Raw genomic sequence first — 20,591 nt, forward strand, 5'->3', positions numbered from 1 at the left:
GGCGCTCAGGGTGTGACGACGTTGAAGGTCGCCTGGAAGCTGGAGAGCATGCCCAGCAGATCCTTGAAGCGAGCGGCGTCCCCTTCGAGCTTGATCTCACCTTGCTGGACGGCCGTAGCGAAATCGAGCTGGCGCAGGCTGATGCGGTCGAGTACTGCCTTGCTCATCTTCACCGTTGCATCCGGTTTGGCATGGCTCGTGTTCTCGCGGTAGGTCAGCACGCCATTGCTCAGGGTCAGGGCGAAGTGCTCGCCAAGGTCCTCGAAGTCCCAGTTGAGGGTCATGTCATGGCCCACGGCCTTGTCCGAATCCAGGCGCACGGCCAGCACGTCCATGAACATGGCCGGCGTCGCCGCCTTCACGAGGTCGGCGATGGCCCGCGCGCCCTGCTGCGGAGCGACCTGGCGCAGTTCCTGGGCACCGGTCAGGTACATGTTGCGCCAGATCGCCGATTCGCTGCGGTAACCCAACTGCTCCAGGGCGTCGGCCTGGGCGTCGCGTGCGGCCTTGTTGTCCGGTTCGGCGAAGACGAGGTTGTTGCCCAACTGCGCGGCCCAGCGGTAGTCGCCCTGCTCCATCGCGGCACGCATGAGTTGCAGCACCTTGTCTGCCCCACCCAGGGCTGCCACATAGCGCTTGCCGGACTCCACTGGCGGCAACGGATCGAGGTTGGCCGGGTTGCCGTCGTAGAAACCGAGATAACGCTGGTAGACGGCTCGGGTGTTGAAGCTGAGGGTTCCGTAGTAGCCACGGGTGTACCACTTGCGGTCGAGCTCGCCTGGCAGCTTCTTGACCGCATCGGCGATCTCCAGCGGAGTCAGGCCCTGGTTGAGCAGGTGCAGGGTCTGGTTGTTGATGAAGGCGTACATGTCGCGCTGGTCGGACAGCAGCGTACGGATACCCTCGCCGCCCCAGGTCGGCCAGTTGTGCTGGGCGAACATCACTTCGGCCTTGTCGCCATAGCGCACCAGGCTGTCATCGATGAACCTCGACCATGCCTTGGCATCGCGGACTTCAGCGCCACGCGGGGTGAGGACGTTGTGCATCGTCCTGGTGGCGTTCTCGGCCATGCACAGGGCATGCATCTGTGGCAGATAGAGGTTCATTTCCGCCGGCGCCTCGGTGCCGGGGGTCAGTTGGAACTCCACCTGGACACCCGCGATATCGTGGCTTTCCAGAGGCTGGACGATCAGGTCGGTCGGTGGGATCAGGCTGATGGTACCGCCCACGGGAGCGCCCTTGCCGATCCCGGTATCCAGTTGGCCACGCTCACTTCTCGGCACCATGCCGCCGCTCTGGAACATGCCTCGACGGAACATCGCGGTGCCGGCCAGGACGTTCTCGCTGATGGCGTGTTCCATGAAGCCTTCCGGGGCATAGATGCGGACCTTGCCTGCCTTAACGTCAGCTTCGTCGACCACACCGCGCACGCCCCCGAAATGATCGACATGACTGTGGGAATAGATGACCGCCACCACCGGCTTGCGCGGACGATGCTGGTAATAGAGCTCCAGCGCTGCCTTTGCGGTCTCGGTGACATACAGCGGGTCGATGATAATCAGCCCATCGCCGCCCTCGATGATGGTCATGTTCGCCAGATCGATCCCGCGCACCTGGTAAATGCGCTCGGTCACCTGGAACAGGCCGGCATTGACGTTGAGCTGGGCCAGACGCCACAGGCTCGGGTTCACCGAATCCGGGGCGTCCTTCTGCTGCAGGAAATCGTACGCATGGGTGTTCCAGACCGGCTTGCCATCGGCATTGCGAATCTCCCCCTCGAAGGGTGCCACCAGGCCACGGCGGGCCGCCTCGTAGTCGGCGCGATCACTGAACGGCAGTTTTTTCAGGACTTCCCGGTTCGTGGCGGCTGTCACGGGACTTGCCGCCTTCGCGGGGCTGGCCGGTGCGGTCTCGGCCGCCCAGGACTGGGCGCCGAGCAGGGAAATGGCAGTGGCAACGAAAGCTGTCGAAAGGCGCATAGGTGTTCCTTGAAGTGGACCCCGGTCCACGGTTACAGCAAGAACTCCGGCATCGGACGGAGTTCGTTCAATTGCAGGAAGCGGGTGGTCAGGCAAGCGCATTGATACCCGTAAGTTCCCGCGCGATAAGTAGTTTGTGGAAGTCGTTGCCGCAACCGGCAGCAGGCAGGGCGATGACCTCGCGCAGCAGACGCTCGACGTCCAGCGCGCCCGCCATTCCCGGCCACTCATGCAGCAGAGCCGCCGCCCGGCATGCTTCCATCGCCATTTCGGTGGCGAACCATTGCGCCATGGAGGCCTGCATCTGGCAGCGAAAGCCAGCGTCCATCATCGAATAGGCGCGGACACACAGGAGTCTGGCAGCCTCCAGCCGGGTCGCCATTTCAGCGATGCGCGCGGCCACCAGAGGTTGCGCGGCGGGCGGCTTGTCGACCCCGGTGGATTCCTGGGCGGCTAGGATGAGCACCTCCTGGGCAACGCGCATCAGTCCCACAGCCAGCAGGCCGCTGCCGGCATGGACCTTTTCCAGCAGCCTGGCTCTCGCCCCTGAACAATCGGCTTCGTCCCAGAACAATTGGCTGGCGGGCAACCGGACGCCGTGAAACGACACCCGCGCACCGCTGGCCCGCCCCACGCCCGATGGCTCGACGCCACGTGCTTCGTAGCCATGCTCGGCGCGGTCCACCAGCAGGTAGCAGCAAGCGCCGGACGCCATTCGCACCCGGGCGATGAGGAAATCGCAAAGGTGGGCATTGGTCACCGCGCCCTGTTCGCCCTCGATGACAAAGCTGTCCAGGACCCAGCTGGCCGCCACCGTGTCCGTCTCAGCCTCGCTCGTGCAGAAGCCAGCGAAGCTGCGCCCTGCCAACAGATCCGGTAGATAGCGCTCGCGCAGGGAGCCGCGGGCCTCGGGCAGCTCGGCCAGCGCCGCTACCGCCGCCAGATTGACCATCACGCAAGCGGCGATCTCCACCGAAACGCTGCAGAGCTCCTCGAAAAGCATCGCCTCGGTCACCGCGGATAACCCCATGCCGCCTAGCTCTTTGGCAAGGCTGGCCCCGGGCAGGCCGAACTCGGCGATACCCTGGGTGATTTCGCGCAGGTTTCCCCTCGGAATGGGCCGGTCACGGAACACCCGGACAATCGGCGCCACCTCGGAAAGGAGGAAGGTGCGGAAGCTGTTCACCACTAGGTGCTGCTCATCGCTTGGCAACTGCATCTGCATGTTCTTGTCCTGGGCGAATGTCGCGTACCCGAGTCGATCGTCCCAGGCAGGTTATGACCTGCTCCACAGCAGTGCCCCCCCTTCTTTGGAGGGGGCTCCTCTCAGATGAGGCTGCGGGCGATGATCAGCTTCTGGATATGGCTGGTGCCTTCGTAGATCTTGGTCACGCGAACATCGCGGCAGTAACGCTCCACCGGAAAATCGTTCAGGTAGCCGTAGCCTCCGTGGATCTGCAGCGCATCGGAGCAGACCTTCTCAGCCATCTCGCTGGCGAACAGCTTGGCCATGGAAGCTTCCTTTGCGCAGGGAACGTCCGCCTCGCAAAGACGCGCGGCATGCACCATGAATTGCTCGGCAACCTCCACCTGGGTCGCCATGTCGGCCAGGTCGAAGGCGACACCCTGCAGGTTGATGATCGGCGCGCCGTAGGCTTCGCGTTCCCGGGCATAGCCGACGGCCGCGGCCAGGGCGGCGCGAGCGGTACCGGTGGCCACCGCAGCGATGGCCACCCGGCCCTCCGACAGCGAGCCCATCACATTGCGGTAGCCGGAGCCTTCGGCTCCCAGCAGGTTGGTTACCGGCACGCGGCAATCCTCCAGCTGGATCTGCGCCACATGGGCCGAGCGCTGGCCCATCTTGTGCTCGACGCGAGCCACCACGTAGCCGGGGCTTTGCGCCGGATCGACCATCAGCAGGCTACTGCCCTTTTTGCCGGCAGCCTTGTCGATCACGGCCAGCACCAGGCCGAGGCCCGCCTCATTGCCGTTGGAGATGAACTGTTTGCTGCCATTGATCACATAGTGGTCCCCATCACGGCGGGCCAGGGTACGGAAGGCCGCAGTGTCGGATCCGGCGTGGGGTTCGCTGAGCAGGAAGGCGCCGATGCGCTTGCCGCTGGCGAGGTCCGGAAGGTACTTGCGCTTCTGCTCCTCGTTGCCCAGACGCGCAACGGTCAGGCCCACGGAGTTGTGCACGTGGATGAGGGTAGCGAAGCCGGTATCGGCGGCGGCGAACTCCTCGATGGCCAGGCAGTACTCGACGAAGCTGGCTCCGGCGCCGCCGTACTCCTCGGGTATCAGCATGCCGAGGAAGCCGAGTTCAGCCACGGTTTCCAGTTCGCCGCGTGGCCAGGCGCCGCTGCGGTCGCGCTCTGCCGCCGAGGGTGCAACGACTTCGGCAGCGACCTTGCGCGCCGAGTCGCGGATCATGATTTCCTGCTCGCTGAGGAACACTGCGGTGGTATCGCTCATGGTGCTTCCTTATGGATTCCTGGTTTCGTCTTGGCCAGGGCCCGCCTCATACGCAATGGGCGGCCGGGGTCTTGGATTCGGTGTGAGTGGGCTGCTCAACGACTGCCAGGGGCGTGGGAATCCGGCTACCGGATTCGCCGACGCCACGCAGCAGGAAGTGCGACAGCGCGGGGATGAGGACCAGGGCGCCGAGCATGTTCCAGAGGAACATGAAGGTCAGCAGGATGCCCATGTCGGCCTGGAACTTGATGGGTGAAAAGGCCCAGGTGATCACCCCGGCGGCCAGGGTCACGCCCACCAGCGCCACCACCTTGCCGGTGAAGCGCAGGGCATGGCGGTAGGCTTCGGCCAGGGAAGCGCCAGCGCGTTGCCGGGCCAATTGGATGCTCAGCAGGTAGAGCGCGTAGTCGACGCCGATGCCGACGCCCAGGGCGATCACCGGCAGGGTGGCAACCTTGACCCCCATGCCCAGCGCCACCATCAGCGCTTCGCAAAGCACCGAGGTGATCACCAGGGGTACCACGGCGACCACCACCGCGCGCCAGCTGCGGAAGGTGATGAAGCAGAGCACGATGACCGCCGCGTAAACGTAGAGCAGCATGGTGAAGTTGGCCTTCTTGACCACGATGTTGGTGGCGGCCTCGATGCCCGCGCTACCGGCAGCCAGGAGGAACTGGCGCTCGGGCGTGCTGTGGGCGGCAGTGAAGGATTCGGCAGCTTTCACCACGCGGTCGAGGGTTTCCGCCTTGTGGTCGGTCAGGTAGGCGACCAAGGGCATGACCGAGCATTCGGTATTGAACAGCTCCGGGTTACTGGTACTGGCCGTGCGGGCGGCGTAGTTGAGCACGTCCTGGTTCGGCGGGATCGACATCCATTTGGGGTTGCCTTCATAGGAACCGGCGGTGATCTTGCGCACCGCATCGGCCAGAGAAACGGTGCTCTGCACCCCTGGCACCTGCTGCAGGGTCCACCCCAGTCGATCGGTCTCGATCAGCGTCTGGTATTCGAGGCAGCCTTCAGGCCTGGTTTTGACGATCACCGCGAACTGGTCGGAAGACAGCGAATACCTGGAGTTGATGTAGGCGTTGTCCAGGTTGTAGCGCGAGTTGGGTCGCAGTTCGGAAGCACCGGCGTCCAGGTCGCCGATCTTCAGGTGGGTACTGACGATGAAGCCGGCGACCGTGATCACGGCAGAACACACCAGCAGGCCCGCTGCCCAGCGGCGCTGGGTAAAGCGCTCCAGGAGCCTCCAGGCGCCGGCGGCTTCCTTCTGCTCCGCGCGCAGGCTGCGCTCGGCAGCCTTACGACTGACACCGGAGTAGGACAGCATCACCGGCAGCAGAATGAGGTTGGTGAAGACCAGCAGGGCGACGCCGATCGATGCGGTGATCGCCAGGTCCTGGATTACCGGGATGTCAATCAGCATGAGCACCGCGAAACCCACCGCATCCGCCACCAGCGCGGTCAGGCCGGCCAGGAACAGGCGGCGGAAGGTATAACGCGCAGCCACCAGCTTGTGGGTGCCACGAGCCACGTCCTGCATGATGCCGTTCATCTTCTGTGCGCCATGGGAAACGCCGATTGCGAACACCAGGAAGGGCACCAGGATCGAATAGGGGTCCAGCTCGTAGCCCAGGCGGGCGATCAGGCCGAGCTGCCAGAGCACGGCGATGCAGGAGCAGCTCAGTACCAGCAGTGTGCTGCGCACGCAGCGGGTCCAGGCGTAGATGATCAACGCGGCGATCAGCGCCGCCACGGCGAAGAAGACCATCATCTGCTGCAGGCCGTCGAGCAGGTCGCCTACCACCTTGGAGAAACCGACGATGCGGATATTCAGGTCTGCACTGCCCTGCGGGCCGGAGAACTGGGCCCGGATGCTCTCCAGTTGCTTGGACAGTTGCCAGTAATCCAGCGGTTCTCCGGTGTCGCTGTCCTTGTCCAGCAGGGGCAGAAAAATCATGCTAGAGCGGAAATCGGTGCCCACCAGGTTACCCAGCAGTTGGGCGCGCCCGATGTTCTGGCGCAGCTCGCCGATGCTCTTTTCCGAGCCGGTGTAGTTATCGGGCATGACCGGCCCGCCTGCGAAGCCGTCCTCGGTCACTTCGTTCCAGCGCACCACCGGCATCCACAACGACTTGACGTTGGCCCGGTCGACGCCGGGAGTTAGGAACAGCTCGTCGTTGATCTGCTTGAGCGCCTGCAGGTAATCCGGGTCGAAGATATCGCCGGTGCGGTTTTCCACTACCACGCGCACGGCGTTGCCCAGGCCCTTGAGCTCGTTGCGGCTTTCCAGGAAGTTGCGAATGTAGGGATGGTTCTGCGGGATGGTTTTCTCGAAGGCGGCGTTGAGGGTCAGCCGGGTGCTGTCCCAGCCGAGCAGTACGGTCACCACGGCGCAGAGCAGGATGACCAGCAGGCGGTTGTTGAAGATCAGCCGCTCCAGGCGGCTGCCCGATCGCGGATCGAATTTTTTCAGGTCACTGATGGTCAGCAGGTTGTCGCTGAGGTCGTGGGTACCCATCTCGGCTCTCCGGCTTTCTTGTTATTGCTTGAAGTTCTGGATACGCACGCCGCCGAGTCCGGCCAGGGCAACCGCCCCGCCGACGACGGGTGCCATCGCAAAGTTGGGAACCACACGATCGACCTGGACGAGGCTGAAGGTGGCACCGCGGTCGGTGGAGCGCAGCAACTGACCGGTCTGGCCGGTCAGCACGACGGAACCGTCCTCGGCGATCACACCACCGGTGATGCCGGCCTCGATGCCGGTTTCGGCCCTGCTCCAGCTGGCGCCGCCATCAAGGCTGCGATAGGCATTGCCGCGCAGGCCGTAGACCAGGATCAGGTTGTCGTCGCCCAGCACACCGAACAGCGTGCCCTGATAAGGCAGCTCCAGGCTGGCGAAGCGCTGCCGGGCAGCATCCAATTTCAGCACCAGGCCCTGCTCACCGACCATGAACAGGCTGCCGGCAGCGGGACGCAGGCCATACAGGTGCATGGCCCTGGGGTTGTCGACGCGATCGAGCCAGGGCGTCCAGGTCTGGCCGCCATCCGCGGTGCGCAGGATCAGGTTGAAGGCGCCTACGACGAAACCGTTGCGGTGATCCTCGAACCACACGTCCAGCAGCGGTTTGTCTGCGCCCTGGGCGAGGAAAAGCTCGGCGTCCTGCTTGAGGCGCTGCGCCCCGGGGTCATCCGGGTTGGCCGGATTGCCGTAGTGCTTAACTAGCAGGTCGGCGATTTGCCGGCCGTCGAGCTGCTTGCTCCAGGTCTTGCCACCGTCGCCGCTGTGCAGGACCACACCTTCGTGGCCGACGGCCCAGCCCTGCTCGGTGCTGGGGAATGCCAGCGCAGTCAGGTCGGAACTGACCGGCACCTGGGCCTGGACCCAGTCCTTGCCATCGTCCGAGAAGAGGATATGACCGCGCTGCCCCGCCGCGACCAAGCGCTCACCGGCCCTTGCCAGCGCATTGAGCGGCGCACGGATCGCCTGCGCGCTGTGCTGCGCAGGTGTTTCCATGGGGGAGATGAACGCCTGCTGCGCAAGCGCCTGTCCCGCCATCAGGGCGAGCAGCATCGCGAGTTGCGGACGAATGAACTGTCTGAACACCTTGGTCACCTCACATCGGTCACGCCGGAGCGCGAATTGCGGAACGGAGCCCCGGTGGAACCGGGGCCGCCGTTCGTGGACTTGCAGGAACGGCGGTCGCCGCTCAGAGGGTGGTCTTGAAGGTGAAGAACACGGCACCACGGTCTTCCAGCAGCGATTGGCTGCCGCTGGGAGTCACTGCGGCGCCGGTGACCGGATTGGTCGAGTAGTCGCCGAAGTAGTCGACGTACTTCAGGTCGAAGCGATAGCGGCTGTAGAGATCGAGCGCGAGGCCCACGGCATAGCTGCCGGCATCCTCGTTACCACCGGAGGCCACTGCCGAGTTGCCCGACAGACCCACCGAGTAGCTCATCGGCATCGACAGGTCACCACCCGGGAACACCTGGAACCAGGTCGGAGTGAAGTTGACGGCCAGGCCATAGGCGTCGCGAGAGACTTCATCGATGTTGCTCGGTACAGCCTTGTAGGCCGACGAGCCCTTGAACAGGTTGAGCGGGTCGGAGTTGACCGACACCCAGCGGCTCCAGGTCAGCTCGGTGGACCAGCTGGCGCTGTCGAACAGCGGCGTTGGGCTGACGGTGCCGATGGCGTTGAGCACCCCGTGCAGGGTATCGCCGCGAGCACCGAGAATGTCGCCGTCGTCCGGCAGACGCGCGGCCGAGGTTACCCGAGCGGCGGAGCTGACCAGCGGCATGTTGCGGCGGTAGTTCAGGTCCAGGCCGACGCTGACCCCGGCGATTTCCTTCGACAGGCTGATGCCGTACATGTCGATGTCGTCGGCGTAGTTGAAGAAGTACTGCGGACGGGCGTTGGCCAGCAGGATGGTCTGCGGCAGGGTGTCGGAGAAATTGCGGACATAGAAGCCCAGGGTGCCGTCGAGCCATTCAGGGCTCCAGCGCGTCATCACGCCCCAGTCGCCGGAATTCTGCGGCTCGATGTCGTCACCGTGGGTGGCGCGCAGCGTCGGGCTGAGGATGAACGACTCGCCGCCCTGCAGATAGATGTCGGCAAATCCCAGGTAGGTGCCGCCCTCGGGCACACGCGACGGCCGCCACTCGAAGAAGTACTGCGCAGCGAAGGACAGTTCGGGCGTGACCTGCAGTTGGGCGGAGAACTGGTTGCGCGGCAGGTACAGCTCCTTGGCTTCGATGCCCGGCAGCGCCAGGGCCTTGCCCTGGTCCAGCGGAGCCTGGCCATAGGAAATGCCATGAATGGCACCAGCCCCCAACAAGGACTCGCCCCAGTTCACGGTGTGACGACCCAGGCGCGCCTTCAGCGGCATGTCGGCGATGTCGTACTCGCCGAACACGAACGCGTCCATCCACTCGCCGGAAGGACCTTCGTAGTAGCGGTCCGCATAGCGACTGAGGCCCAGGGCCGGGCGGCCATCGGAGCCGAGGTGGTTCGAGGTCGCCACATTGTCATTGTCGAGACTGCCGGCATATGCCGCGTCGTACCAGAGCGCGGCACTGACTCGTGCGCCGTACTTGCCCTTGTAGACGATGTCTGACTCGCTGAGGATGTCGAGGCGATTGTTGACCAGGCTGTGCTTGTCGAAGTTGCGATCACCGTCATCGTTGTTGGGGTTTTTCAGGATCGCATCGTCCTGCCCCTCGACACGCATGCCGAGGTTGTAGCGCAGGGTGTTGTCCCAGCGCAGCTGGATGTCTTCGTTGCCGGTATCGATCTCGAAAGCGTTGGCGCTGCCACAGGCTATCGCGCACATGGCGACCACCGTGGCGCGCAACGCATGAGAACTGGCGGGATGACTCTGATTCGATTTGTTCTTGTTATTCATCTGGGCGTCTCCTCCCCTTGGTTGAAACCGGGACCTCGCGCCGACCGCCGCCAGGTCCGGAAACAGCTCAATCAATGATCGAGTGGCCAAAGGGTGCCAGCAGCGCCTGTGTGTCCTCCCCCCCCTTTCTGAAAGGGGGGTGCCCCCCCTTCCCCCCCTCCGCTAGCGTGAACGCATCGAATCGCCCTCCCCGGTCCTGACTGGGACGAACAACTGATGGAGCACACAATGTCGGACGAGGCCTCCCCTGACCCCATGGGCACGGACATCCACTATCCCTGCGGAGCCCCGCCTGAAACGGGGGTTCCGCTGGAGATCGCACAAGGCGTGCACTGGGTCCGACTGCCGCTGCCGGCGTCGCTTGGCGCCATCAATGTCTGGCTGCTGGCCGACGACGACAGCCAAGCATTGGTGGATACCGGCATCTTCAGCGAAGACAGCGTGGCGCTCTGGGAGAAACTGCTCGCGGGGCCGCTAGTCGGAGGACGGCTGACACGGATACTCGCCACGCACCTGCATCCCGACCATGTCGGCATGGCCGGCTGGCTGACCCGACGGACCGGCTGCCGCCTCTGGATGACGCGCCTGGAGTACCTGCAATGCCGGATGCTGGCCGGTGACACCGGACGCGCAGCACCCGAAGATGCAGTCGGCTTCTATCACCGCGCTGGCTGGGACGATCAGGCACTGGCCGCATACGGCCGACGCTTCGGTAGCTTCGGCCGGATGCTTTCCCCCCTGCCAGACAGCTACCGACGCGTCCGCGAGGGCGAGCTCGTGCACATCGGCGAATACAACTGGGAGGTGGTGGTTGGCGCGGGCCATTCGCCCGAGCACGCCTGCTTGTACGACGCCCGGCGAAAACTGCTGATTTCCGGCGACCAGGTGCTGCCGCGCATATCCTCCAACGTTTCGGTGCATCCCACCGAGCCGGATGCCGACCCGTTAGGTGACTGGCTCCACTCGCTGGGCAAGCTGCGTAGGCGCGTGCCTGACGCGGTGCTGGTCCTGCCCTCGCACAACGAACCCTTTCACGGCCTGCATGCGCGCCTGACCCAACTGGAAGCCGACGCGCTCGATGCGCTCGATCGCTTGAGACGGGGGCTGACGGAGCCACGGCGAGCGGTGGATGTCTTCCCGCTGCTGTTTTCGGCGAAGCTGCGAACCGCAGACCCGAGCCAACTGACCCTGGCCACCGGCGAAGCCATCGCCCACCTAAACCATCTACTGATCCGCAATGAGATCAGCGTCAGCACGGATGAGTGTGGCGTGGCCTGGTATCAACACTTGTAGGAGCGAGCTTGCTCGCGAATCCCAAGCCCGACCTTTCGCGAGCAAGCTCGCTCCTGCACAAGAGCCGTGTTGCGCTTTTTCGATCGCCACTGTGAACGAATCCATCAGCATCGCTCGATGGGTATCGCCGCACCTGTAGGAGCGAGCTTGCTCGCGAATCCCAAGCCCAACCTTTCGCGAGCAAGCTCGCTCCTGCACAAGAGGTCGAAGGATCAGCGCACACCACACTGGATATCGAGGGTCAGCGCGTTCAGGTAGGCGTTCTCCACCACGTGCCGCACCAGCGCGGCGAACTCCCCCGGATGGCCCATGCGACGCGGGAACAGCAGGCTGTTGACGATGCTTTCGGACACCTTCGCCGGCATGCCCGCCGACATGCCGGATTCGAACAGGCCCGGCGCCAGGCTGACTACACGGATACCGTGCTCGGCCAGGTCACGGGCGATCGGCAGGGTCATGCCGATGACACCGGCCTTGCTCGCGCTATAGGCCGCCTGGCCCATCTGCCCTTCCCGCGCGGCACCGGAGGCGGTGTTGATGATGACGCCGCGCTCGCCGGTTTCTTCAGGGGTGTTCGCGGTCATGGCCAGGGCTGCATGGCGAATGATGTTGAAGCTGCCTGTGAGGTTGACCGCCAGTACACGGTCCCAGAGTTCGGAGGGGAACAACTGGCCCTTGGAGATCGTCTTGCACGGCCCGAGGATTCCCGCGCAGTTCACCGCGACGTGGACGGCGCCAAAGCGATCGACCACCGCATCGATGGCCGCCTTGACACTGGCTTCGCTGGAAACATCGACGGCGATGCCCAAAATGCCGTCGCCCAGTGCCGCGTCGAGCTTCTCCTGATCCAGGTCGAGGCCGACGACCCTGGCACCGGCCGCCGCCAGCGCATTGCAGGTGGCCAGGCCAAGACCTGATGCCGCGCCAGTGACAATGGCGACCCTGTCGTTCAGTTTCATATTGTTTCCTTCTCGCAAGCGCAGTGGATGGTCCGACGCGATCTTAAGGAAGCTGCCCGGTGCCACGTCCCCTCCCTTTTTGGGACGAAAGAGGCATCCAGCCATGGGGCGGGAATGCGCCACGAACGGCGCCCGGACTTTCTTGACGTGGCAAAGGCGCTTCGCTAGCGTCGCCGACCGAGTTCCATCCGATGGAAGGAGCAGCGGGCTGGCGCGGTTAGCTGAATCGGCAAAACCGATCCATCCTTTCGTACGTTCTATCCTTCGCAGACCGTGAACCGGGGACAAGAAATTGACAACAAAGACACCCAGGCACTTGGTCTCCACCAAGTTCTCGCCGCCGCGCATCGGCACGAGGCATGTGATGCGCGACAACCTGCTGGCACAACTGGAGCGCATGCACCACTGCCGGCTCGTGCTCATCACCGGTGCGGCGGGTTACGGCAAGACCACCTTGCTGGCCCAATGGCGCCAATCGAGGCTGCGGGCGGGGGCGGAAGTCGTCTGGGTTTCGCTGACGGCGGATGACAAGGGCTACGCGGCATTCTGCGCAGCACTGCTGGAAGCACTGCGGCGTCTGGGCATCGAAGTGGACATTGAGCTGCTGCGCGACGAAAACACGACCAGCGCGATGGATGCCACCGTCGCGGCCATAGTCGACGCCGCGGCAATGCTTTCCAAAGAGCTCTACCTGATCCTCGACGACTATCACCACATCGAAGCCCCCCTGGCGCACAAGCTTATCCAGAAACTCCTCGACCACGGTCCCGGCAACCTGCATCTGGTACTCGCCTCGCGGATCACGCCGCCGCTCAGCCTTTCACGGTTGCGGGTCATGGACCAGGTGGCCGAGATCGAGAGCGTCGAGCTGCCATTCGACATGGCCGAGACGCGCACATTCGTGGAAGAGAACCTCGGGGCCAACAGGATCAACGCGGACGAGCTGCGCCTGATCCATGACCTGACCAGCGGCTGGCCGTCCTGCCTGCAACTGATCGTGGTCATGCTGAAGAACCGCGCCGACAGCCGCGCCATCCTCCAGGACCTGGTCTGGCGCTCCAGCGATCTGCAGGCCTACCTGAGCGAGGAAGTGGTGGCGCACCTGCCAGCGGAGATGGTGGAGTTCACTGAGACTCTGTCGATCTTCCGCCGTTTCAGCGCCGCGATGGCCAAGGCCGTTACGGGCAATGCCCAGTCTGGCGACCTGATCAAGCGCATGGAGGACGAGAACCTGCTGATCTATCGCATGGATTCCGACGACCGCCAGGCCTGGTATCGCTTCCACCCCCTGTTCGGCGAGTTCCTCAGTACGCGCCTGGAACGTCGCGGCAGCGACCAGGTGCGCGAGCTGCACCGCAAGGGCGCCCGCTGGCTCGCGGAGCACAACTGCCTGACCGAGGCAGTGCGCCATGCCAGCCTTGGTGAAGATATCGAGCTCGCCACCCAGGTGATCGAACGCTCGGCACCCGCTACCTGGACTCTCGACTACTTGGCCCCCACGCTGCGGCTGCTCGAGCACCTTCCGGAAGAGGTGCTGTTCCGCAACCAGCGCCTGCTCTTCCTGGCCTGCGTGACCGTTTCCCTCACCTCCCGCCCGGGACGGGCGAAGTCCTGGCTGATCCGACTGGAAGCCAGCGACATGCAGGACCATCCGGAACTGGCCAACGGCCTGGCGCTGATCCGCGCCGCGATCGCGGTGCAGGATGACGATTCCGATCGCGCCGTACAGTTGCTGGAGCCGGTGCGCGATGCGCCGATGGAAAACCCCTTCTTGCGTTACATGCTGCTGGCCACCCTGACCGTTGCCTATTACATCGCGGGCCGTTACGCCGATGCGCGAAGGCTGTTCGACGTCCACCCCATCCCGCCGGAAGATCGCGGCAACGACATGGCGCTGGTGGCGGAGTCGGCGCAGGTCACCGCGCACATGCTGGCCGGCGATGTGCAAGAAGCCGAACGCCTGGGTTCGGAACTGCTCGAACGCTCGACGCGCGAGCACGGCCATCGCTCGATCTGCGCCAATCTGTGCGCCAGCATGCTGTCGGACGCCTTCTACGAACTCGACCGCATCGACGACGCCCGCGAGTTGATTGCCAACCGCTTCGGGCTGCTGCACTCCTCGGTGCCGGACGTGATCCTGCGCACCAACATGGTCCGCGCACGGCTCGACCTGTTGCAGAAAGGCCCGGACGCGGCGCTGGGCTTTCTCCAGCAACAGATCGCCCATTTGCGGTGCCTGGGGCAGCTCAGGCCGGTGGCCCATCTGCTCGCCGAGCAGATCCGGGTCTTGTTGATCAAGGGCAACCGCATTCGCGCGACCGAGCTGCTGGCGAGCCTCGAGGAACTGGCGCAAGCCCATGCCACTGAACAGGGCGCTCGCGCCGAATTGCCGGCCCTCGCCGCCCTGGCCCGGGCCCGCCTGCTGCGCAGCGTGGACTCGGAGCGCGCGCTGGAGGCGCTGCACGAGGTCCGCGACTACGCCGAGCGCTTCAATCGCGGGCGCTTTGCCGTATTGGCCGACCTGCTCCACGCCGACGTCCTGCACGATCTCAAGCGGCCCGATGAATCGGTCGCCGTCCTCACCGGCATGCTGGCGACCGCCCAGGAGTTCGGCCTGGTCCGCACCCTGCTGGACGAAGGCGCCCTGACGGAGAAACTGCTGCACCGGCTGACCGAGGAACACCCCCAGGAAGGCCCAATCGGCGAATACGTGGACGGATTACTCGTCAAGCTCACCGATCCCTGTTCGGCAAACGCTGCGATGCCCCGTCCACGCCGCGCGGCGACTCCCGAGCAACAGCCGGTGCTGACGCCGCGCGAACTGGAAATCCTCAGCCTGGTGGCCCAGGCAATGTCCAGCAAACGCATTGCGCATACGCTGGACATCACCCTGGAAACGGTGAAGTGGAACCTGCGCAATATCTTCGTCAAGCTCGGTGTTTCCAGCCGCTACGACGCCATGGTCTGGGCACGCAACCACAACCTCATCGACTGAAACCCACTCGCGCCCCTCCCCACGTGGGGGGCGGCTTGTCCCATTTCCTCCCCTACCCTGAGGTTTCCACACTCGTCACGGAACCCTCGCCATGAGCCACACGCGCACGCTCCTCCATACCCGCCACGTCACCTGCACCGCCTACCTGCGCGAGGACGGGTTGCTGGATGTGGAAGGCGAAATGCGCGATATCACCCCAGTTGATGCCGACATGCTGTTCCGCGTCGTGCCCGCCGATGGGGAAATCCATCACATGCACATCACCATGACCCTGGACCGGGAGCTGGTAATCCAGCAGGTGACGGCCAGGACCCATGCCGGCCCGACGCCCTACTGCGCACAGATCGAGTCCGCCTATGCCGCCCTGGCGGGGTTACGGATCGGACCCGGCTTCATGCCCAGGATCAAGGCGCGGGTAGGTGGCGCCAGCGGTTGCACCCACCTGACTGAACTCTTCGGTCCGATGGCCACCACTGCCTACCAGGCGCACTTCGCCCTGCTCCGCAAGCATGACAATCTCCGCGAGCGACTGGTCAGCGACCGTCCCCTGCCGCGTCCCAGCCTGATCAATAGCTGCCACACCTATCGTCTGGACGGCGAGGCCATCAAGGTCATCTGGCCGGAGGATCGCCAACTGGACGACACCATTCGCGCGGAAGCGATGGACGGCCCGCCCGCTGGAGCCTAGTCCGCGCGAAAAACCGGAAAAGCATCTGGAGTTCTGCGCATCAACAGGACTTATTCCACCTAAAATCAATCAGTTGAGCCCAATCAGAAATACGGAACATCCCGCCACGAGGCCACTCCATACTCGGCCCTGCGGCCTGCCGAGGCCCCACTACAACAACAATCCGGCTTTTCCGCAGGAGCGGTTCCATGAGCGATGCCATCCAGCCCTTCCCGGCCACCTCCGCAGTACCGGCCCAGCAACTCAAACGCACTTTCACCAAGGTCATCTGGCGACTGCTGCCCTTCCTGATGCTGGCCTTCATCATCAATGCCATCGACCGTCTGAATCTGTCGTTCGCCAAGCTGCGCATGGCAGAGGACATCGCCCTCAGCGATGCCGCCTACGGCATCGGAGCCGGCATCTTCTACCTGGGCTACATCCTCTTCGAGGTGCCCAGCAACCTCTACATGCAGCGCGTCGGGGCGCGCGCCACGCTGACGCGGATCATGATCCTCTGGGGCTTGATCACCGTCGCTACCGCCTTCGTCACCACACCTAACCAATTGATCGCTGCGCGCTTCCTGCTGGGTATAGCCGAGGCGGGCTTCTTCCCGGGGCTGATCCTCTACCTCACCTACTGGTTCCCCGCAGCCCAGCGCGGGCGCATCACTGCGTCGTTCTTCATGGCCGGCATGGTCGCGGGCATGGTATGTGGCCCACTTTCAGGAACCATCATGGCGCACCTGCACGGCTGGCTCGGTCTGCGCGACTGGCAGGTCCTGTTCATTCTCACTGGCCTGCCGGCGGTGCTGCTGGGGGTGATCGGACGTTTCTGGCTGACTGACCGCCCCGAACAGGCCACCTGGCTCGACGATGAGGAGAAACACCAGATCCAACAGGCGCTGGCCAACGACTCGACGGGCACCGCCAAGCACCACGGTTTCGCAGACGTATTGCGCGACCCGCAGCTTTATGTGGCAGGTTTCGTGTGCTTTTGCATCTACAGCGGCGCCAACACCGTGTCCTATTGGCTACCGACTCTTGTGCGCGGCTTCGGGATGGAAGACCTCAAGCTGATCGGCCTGGTCACGGCGTTGCCGTTCCTTGGCGGTCTCTGTGCCATGTACCTGCTTGGCCGCAGCTCGGATCGCCATATGGAGCGCCGCTGGCACCTGGGCCTGACCATGCTGGTGGCCGCCGCCAGCTTCTGCCTGCTGGACCTGGCGCATGGGCATGCGGTGTTTTCCATGGCGCTGATGAGCCTGGGCGCCGCCGCCGCGTTGTCGGCCATGCCGCTGTTCTGGACCATTCCGCCGGCCCTGTTGAGCAAGTCCGGCGCAGCCGGCGGCATTGCCATCATCAGCAGCATCGGCAATCTGGCCGGCGTGCTCAGCCAGACGGCGGTGGGCGCGGTGAAAACCGCAACTGGCAGCCTCTACCTGGCATTCGACCTCATTGCCGGGCTGTTGGTGGTAGGCAGCCTGTTGCTGCTTGTTTGCGTTCCTGCACGGCGCCTTGCGGCACCGCGTCCGACGGATCGCCCGATCACTGAAAGGATGTGAAGACAATGAGCGAAATGAACGGCGCGGAAAGCCTCGTAAAAACCCTGCTGGCCTCCGGCGTGGACACCTGCTTCGCCAACCCCGGCACCAGTGAAATGCATTTCGTCGCCGCCCTCGATCGCAATCCCGGCATGCGCTGCGTGCTGGGCCTGTTCGAAGGTGTGGTGACCGGCGCCGCCGACGGCTACGCGCGATTGGCCGGCAAACCTGCCGCCACCCTGCTGCATTGCGGCCCTGGTCTGGCCAATGGCCTGGCCAACCTGCACAACGCGCGACGTGCGCGAACCCCCATGGTGAACATCGTCGGCGACCAGGCGACCCATCATCGCCCATACGACGCGCCGTTGACCGCCGACACAGAGGGCTGGGCCCGCCCGGTCTCCGTCTGGACCCGCACGGCAACATCGGCCGGCTCCGTGGGCTTGGCTGCCGCCACGGCGGTGCAAGCGGCCTGCAGCGCACCGGGTGGCATCGCCACCCTGATCCTGCCCTCGGACGTCTGTTGGGATGCTGGCGGCGTGGTCGCCGCGCCTCTTGCGCCGATTACCACACCGAAGGTCGCCCCCGATGCCGTGCAGCAGGCCGCCCGAATACTGCGCTCCGGCCAACCGGCTCTGCTGTTGCTGGCTGGCAAGGCGCTGGGACAGGAAGCTCTGGCTGCCGCCCATCGAATCTCTGCCGCAACCGACGCGCGCCTGCTCTCGACGGTGTCCAACCCTCGCGTCGCCCGTGGCCGGAGCCGCTTCGCGGTGGAGCGATTGCCCTATTCCGGCGATGTCGCACGCGCGAAGCTGGCTGGCATCGCTTACATCATCCTGGTGGGTACACCCGCACCAGCGACGTTCTTCGCTTATCCCGGCAAGGGACCCCGTCCCTATCCAGAGGATGCCGGCATCCATGTCCTGGCCCGCCCGGAAGAAGACCTGCTCGACGCCCTTGAGCGTCTGGCCGAGGAGCTGGGCGCACCTCGGGTGAGCCCCTTCGAACGCACGACTGACGCTACGCTCGGACGTGGCAACATCACTCCGCAAGCGCTTGCGCAGTCGCTTAACGTCCTGCTACCCGAGCAGTCGATCGTGGTCGACGAAAGCATCACATTCGGCCCTGCCCTCTACGCCGGCACTCTGCATGCAGCACCTCACGACTGGCTGCAAGTGGGCGGCGGTGCCATTGGCGACGGCCTGCCACTTTCCCTGGGCGCAGCGGTGGCGGCGCCGGACCGCCGCATCGTCACTTTGCAGGCGGATGGATCGGGCATGTACACCGTCCAGGCCCTCTGGTCCATGGCGCGGGAACGCCTCGATGTCACGGTGGTGATACTGGCCAATCGCAAGTACGCGATTCTCCAGCACGAACTGGAAAACGTCGGTGCGAGCGCTGGCAAGACCGCGATCGAGATGCTGGGCATTGGCAACCCCGATCTCGACTGGGTGCGCCTGGCCAATGGCATGGGTGTGGAAGCGGACCGTGTCACCAGCATGGAAGGTTTCAACGAGCTGTTCAGCCGGGCCAACCGGACCCCTGGCCCCTTCCTGATCGAACTGGTCGTCTGAGGCGCAAGCAACACGCCATTGCGCCCAACGCGGCATCGGTGCCCCCGGAAGCGTTGGGCTCGGCCCGCTTCATTGTGCGAATTCATTCGCGATGTGGCTGCGCCACATGACATTGGCACCCAATGGCAAAACCATGGCGTGAGCTGGCAATCGAAATGCAGGCCGCCTCTGGCATGTTGGCCGACAAGGCCGCAAGGCATCACAACAAGCTCAGAGGTGTGGAAATGGGTGAAATGCAGAATGACGGTGTCAGCCGTCGCAAATTCCTGCGAAATGCCGGCGTGGTAGGTGCCGCGGGTGCCGTGGCGGTAGCCGGCAGTGCCTCGTTGACCGTCTCGGCAGCCAAGAAGCGCGAATCTGCCAGCAAGTTCGACGACTGCGACTATGACGTAGTGGTCATCGGCGGCGGCTTCGCAGGCGTGACCTCCGCGCGCGACAGCATGAAGAACGGCTACCGGACCCTGGTCCTGGAGGCGCGCAACCGCCTTGGTGGGCGCACCTTCAGCAGCGAGTTCGCCGGGCACAAAGTCGAGCTGGGCGGCACCTGGATCCATTGGACCCAGCCCTTCGTCTGGGCCGAGGTGCAGCGCTACGGCCTCGAGTTGAAAGAAACCCCCGAGCCCTTCGCCGAGCAGGCGCAGACCGTGCGCATCATCCACGAAGGCAAGGCCATCGAGCCCACCCTAGACGACTTCATGGCCATCGCCAAGGCGGTCAAGGAGTACTTCGCCGATGCGCCGAAGCTCTGGGAACGTCCCTACGACGCCAAGCACACCTGGCAGGACCTGCTCGCAGTCGACGGCATGAGTGGCTCCGACCGCCTCGACCAGTTGAAGCTCACGCCGCTGCAGCGCAACTTCGTGGACGCCTATGTGACCGGTATCGCGCACACCACCAGTGATCGCGCCTCCTATGCCGACGTGGCGCGCTGGTGGTCGCTGCCGGGCTGGAACATGACGGCCTTCGTCGATGCCCTGGGACGCTACAGCTTCAAGGACGGCACCATCAGCCTGATCAACGCCATGCTGGAAGAAGGCAAGCCGGATGTGCGGCTCTCGACCTCGGTGACGCGGGTGGAGCAACAGGGCGAGCGGGTCCTGGTCAGCACCCAGCAAGGGGAAGCCATTCGCGCCGCCGCGGTGATCGTGGCCGTGCCGATGAACGTGCTGCCCCGCATCGCCTTCAGCCCCGCGCTGGACCCGGCCCTGGTGGAAGCGGCGAAGGAAAAGCACTCCGGCAGCGGAATCAAGGTGTTCATGCGGACCAAGGGCAAGCTGCCGGGGGATGGCAAGCGACTGGGAGTTGCCGGCTCCGACCATCCGCTCAACCTGCTGGTCACCTACGCCAAGGCCGAGGACCACAGCATTTTCGTCGGCTTCGGCGCGGACCCGGCCAAGCTCGACATCCAGGATCGCGACGCCGTGCAGGCGGTGGTCAGCACCTTCTACCCAGACCTGGAAGTGGAGGAATGCTACGGCTACGAATGGACCCTGGATCCGTACTCCCTCGGCACCTATTGCAGCTACAAGCCGAAATGGCTGGGCAAGTACTACGACCACTTCCAGAAGGATCGCGGTCGGGTGGTGTTCGGCCAGGGCGATCACGGCGAAGGCTGGCGCGGCTTCATCGATGGCGCCATCAGTGCCGGCAGCAAGGCTGCATTGAGAACCCGCGAACTGCTGGGCTGACACGGGGTGGTT

General features: G+C 64.4%; 13 protein-coding genes. 6 read left to right on the plus strand and 7 right to left on the minus strand.

What is annotated here, in order from left to right; translation table 11 throughout:
* Positions 1 to 5: 5 nt before the first annotated feature.
* The 6 genes from OXH74_RS25360 to OXH74_RS25385 form a co-directional block, all read right to left on the minus strand.
* On the minus strand, positions 6 to 1,979 hold the full coding sequence (locus OXH74_RS25360) for an alkyl/aryl-sulfatase (RefSeq protein ID WP_375739402.1): 1,974 nt from the start codon (positions 1,977 to 1,979) through the stop codon (positions 6 to 8).
* Between the two features lie 88 nt (positions 1,980 to 2,067).
* Positions 2,068 to 3,204: an acyl-CoA dehydrogenase family protein gene (locus tag OXH74_RS25365; protein ID WP_375739403.1), complete on the minus strand. Its 1,137-nt coding sequence runs from the start codon at positions 3,202 to 3,204 to the stop codon at positions 2,068 to 2,070.
* A 101-nt stretch (positions 3,205 to 3,305) separates the two neighbouring features.
* Positions 3,306 to 4,436 (minus strand): acyl-CoA dehydrogenase family protein, encoded by a 1,131-nt coding sequence (locus OXH74_RS25370; RefSeq protein ID WP_375741685.1) that lies wholly within the window; start codon positions 4,434 to 4,436, stop codon positions 3,306 to 3,308.
* Between the two features lie 64 nt (positions 4,437 to 4,500).
* Entirely contained in the window at positions 4,501 to 6,975 is a 2,475-nt protein-coding gene (locus OXH74_RS25375; RefSeq protein ID WP_153922142.1) for an RND family transporter, read from the minus strand.
* 21 nt (positions 6,976 to 6,996) lie between these two features.
* Positions 6,997 to 8,028, minus strand: a complete 1,032-nt coding sequence (locus tag OXH74_RS25380; protein ID WP_375741686.1) for a YCF48-related protein — start codon at positions 8,026 to 8,028, stop codon at positions 6,997 to 6,999.
* Between the two features lie 136 nt (positions 8,029 to 8,164).
* The gene (locus tag OXH74_RS25385; protein ID WP_375739404.1) at positions 8,165 to 9,859 is read right to left on the minus strand and encodes a DUF1302 domain-containing protein; all 1,695 of its coding nucleotides are present in this window, start codon (positions 9,857 to 9,859) and stop codon (positions 8,165 to 8,167) included.
* Positions 9,860 to 10,087: 228 nt separating this feature from the next.
* On the opposite strand from OXH74_RS25385, the gene OXH74_RS25390 reads away from it, so the two are divergent.
* Positions 10,088 to 11,152 carry an MBL fold metallo-hydrolase gene (locus OXH74_RS25390; RefSeq protein ID WP_375739405.1) on the plus strand — a complete coding sequence of 355 codons (1,065 nt, stop codon included), beginning with the start codon at positions 10,088 to 10,090 and terminating at the stop codon, positions 11,150 to 11,152.
* Between the two features lie 212 nt (positions 11,153 to 11,364).
* Here the strand turns inward: OXH74_RS25390 and OXH74_RS25395 are convergent, their stop codons facing one another.
* Positions 11,365 to 12,111: an SDR family NAD(P)-dependent oxidoreductase gene (locus OXH74_RS25395; RefSeq protein WP_375739406.1), complete on the minus strand. Its 747-nt coding sequence runs from the start codon at positions 12,109 to 12,111 to the stop codon at positions 11,365 to 11,367.
* A gap of 364 nt (positions 12,112 to 12,475) precedes the next feature.
* Between OXH74_RS25395 and OXH74_RS25400 the strand changes: the two genes are divergently transcribed.
* The 5 genes from OXH74_RS25400 (at position 12,476) to OXH74_RS25420 (ending at position 20,579) form a co-directional block, all read left to right on the plus strand.
* A complete protein-coding gene (locus OXH74_RS25400) occupies positions 12,476 to 15,106 on the plus strand; it encodes a LuxR C-terminal-related transcriptional regulator (RefSeq protein ID WP_375739407.1) in 2,631 nt (876 codons plus the stop codon).
* A 91-nt stretch (positions 15,107 to 15,197) separates the two neighbouring features.
* On the plus strand, positions 15,198 to 15,794 hold the full coding sequence (locus tag OXH74_RS25405; protein WP_375739408.1) for a DUF2889 domain-containing protein: 597 nt from the start codon (positions 15,198 to 15,200) through the stop codon (positions 15,792 to 15,794).
* A 188-nt stretch (positions 15,795 to 15,982) separates the two neighbouring features.
* Positions 15,983 to 17,338 (plus strand): MFS transporter, encoded by a 1,356-nt coding sequence (locus OXH74_RS25410; RefSeq protein ID WP_375739409.1) that lies wholly within the window; start codon positions 15,983 to 15,985, stop codon positions 17,336 to 17,338.
* Between the two features lie 5 nt (positions 17,339 to 17,343).
* Positions 17,344 to 18,891 carry an acetolactate synthase large subunit gene (locus tag OXH74_RS25415; RefSeq protein WP_375739410.1) on the plus strand — a complete coding sequence of 516 codons (1,548 nt, stop codon included), beginning with the start codon at positions 17,344 to 17,346 and terminating at the stop codon, positions 18,889 to 18,891.
* Positions 18,892 to 19,115: 224 nt separating this feature from the next.
* A complete protein-coding gene (locus OXH74_RS25420; protein ID WP_375739411.1) occupies positions 19,116 to 20,579 on the plus strand; it encodes a flavin monoamine oxidase family protein in 1,464 nt (487 codons plus the stop codon).
* Positions 20,580 to 20,591: the final 12 nt, after the last annotated feature.

Origin of the sequence: Metapseudomonas boanensis (genome assembly GCF_042232855.1) — a bacterium.
Taxonomy (GTDB): domain Bacteria; phylum Pseudomonadota; class Gammaproteobacteria; order Pseudomonadales; family Pseudomonadaceae; genus Metapseudomonas; species Metapseudomonas boanensis.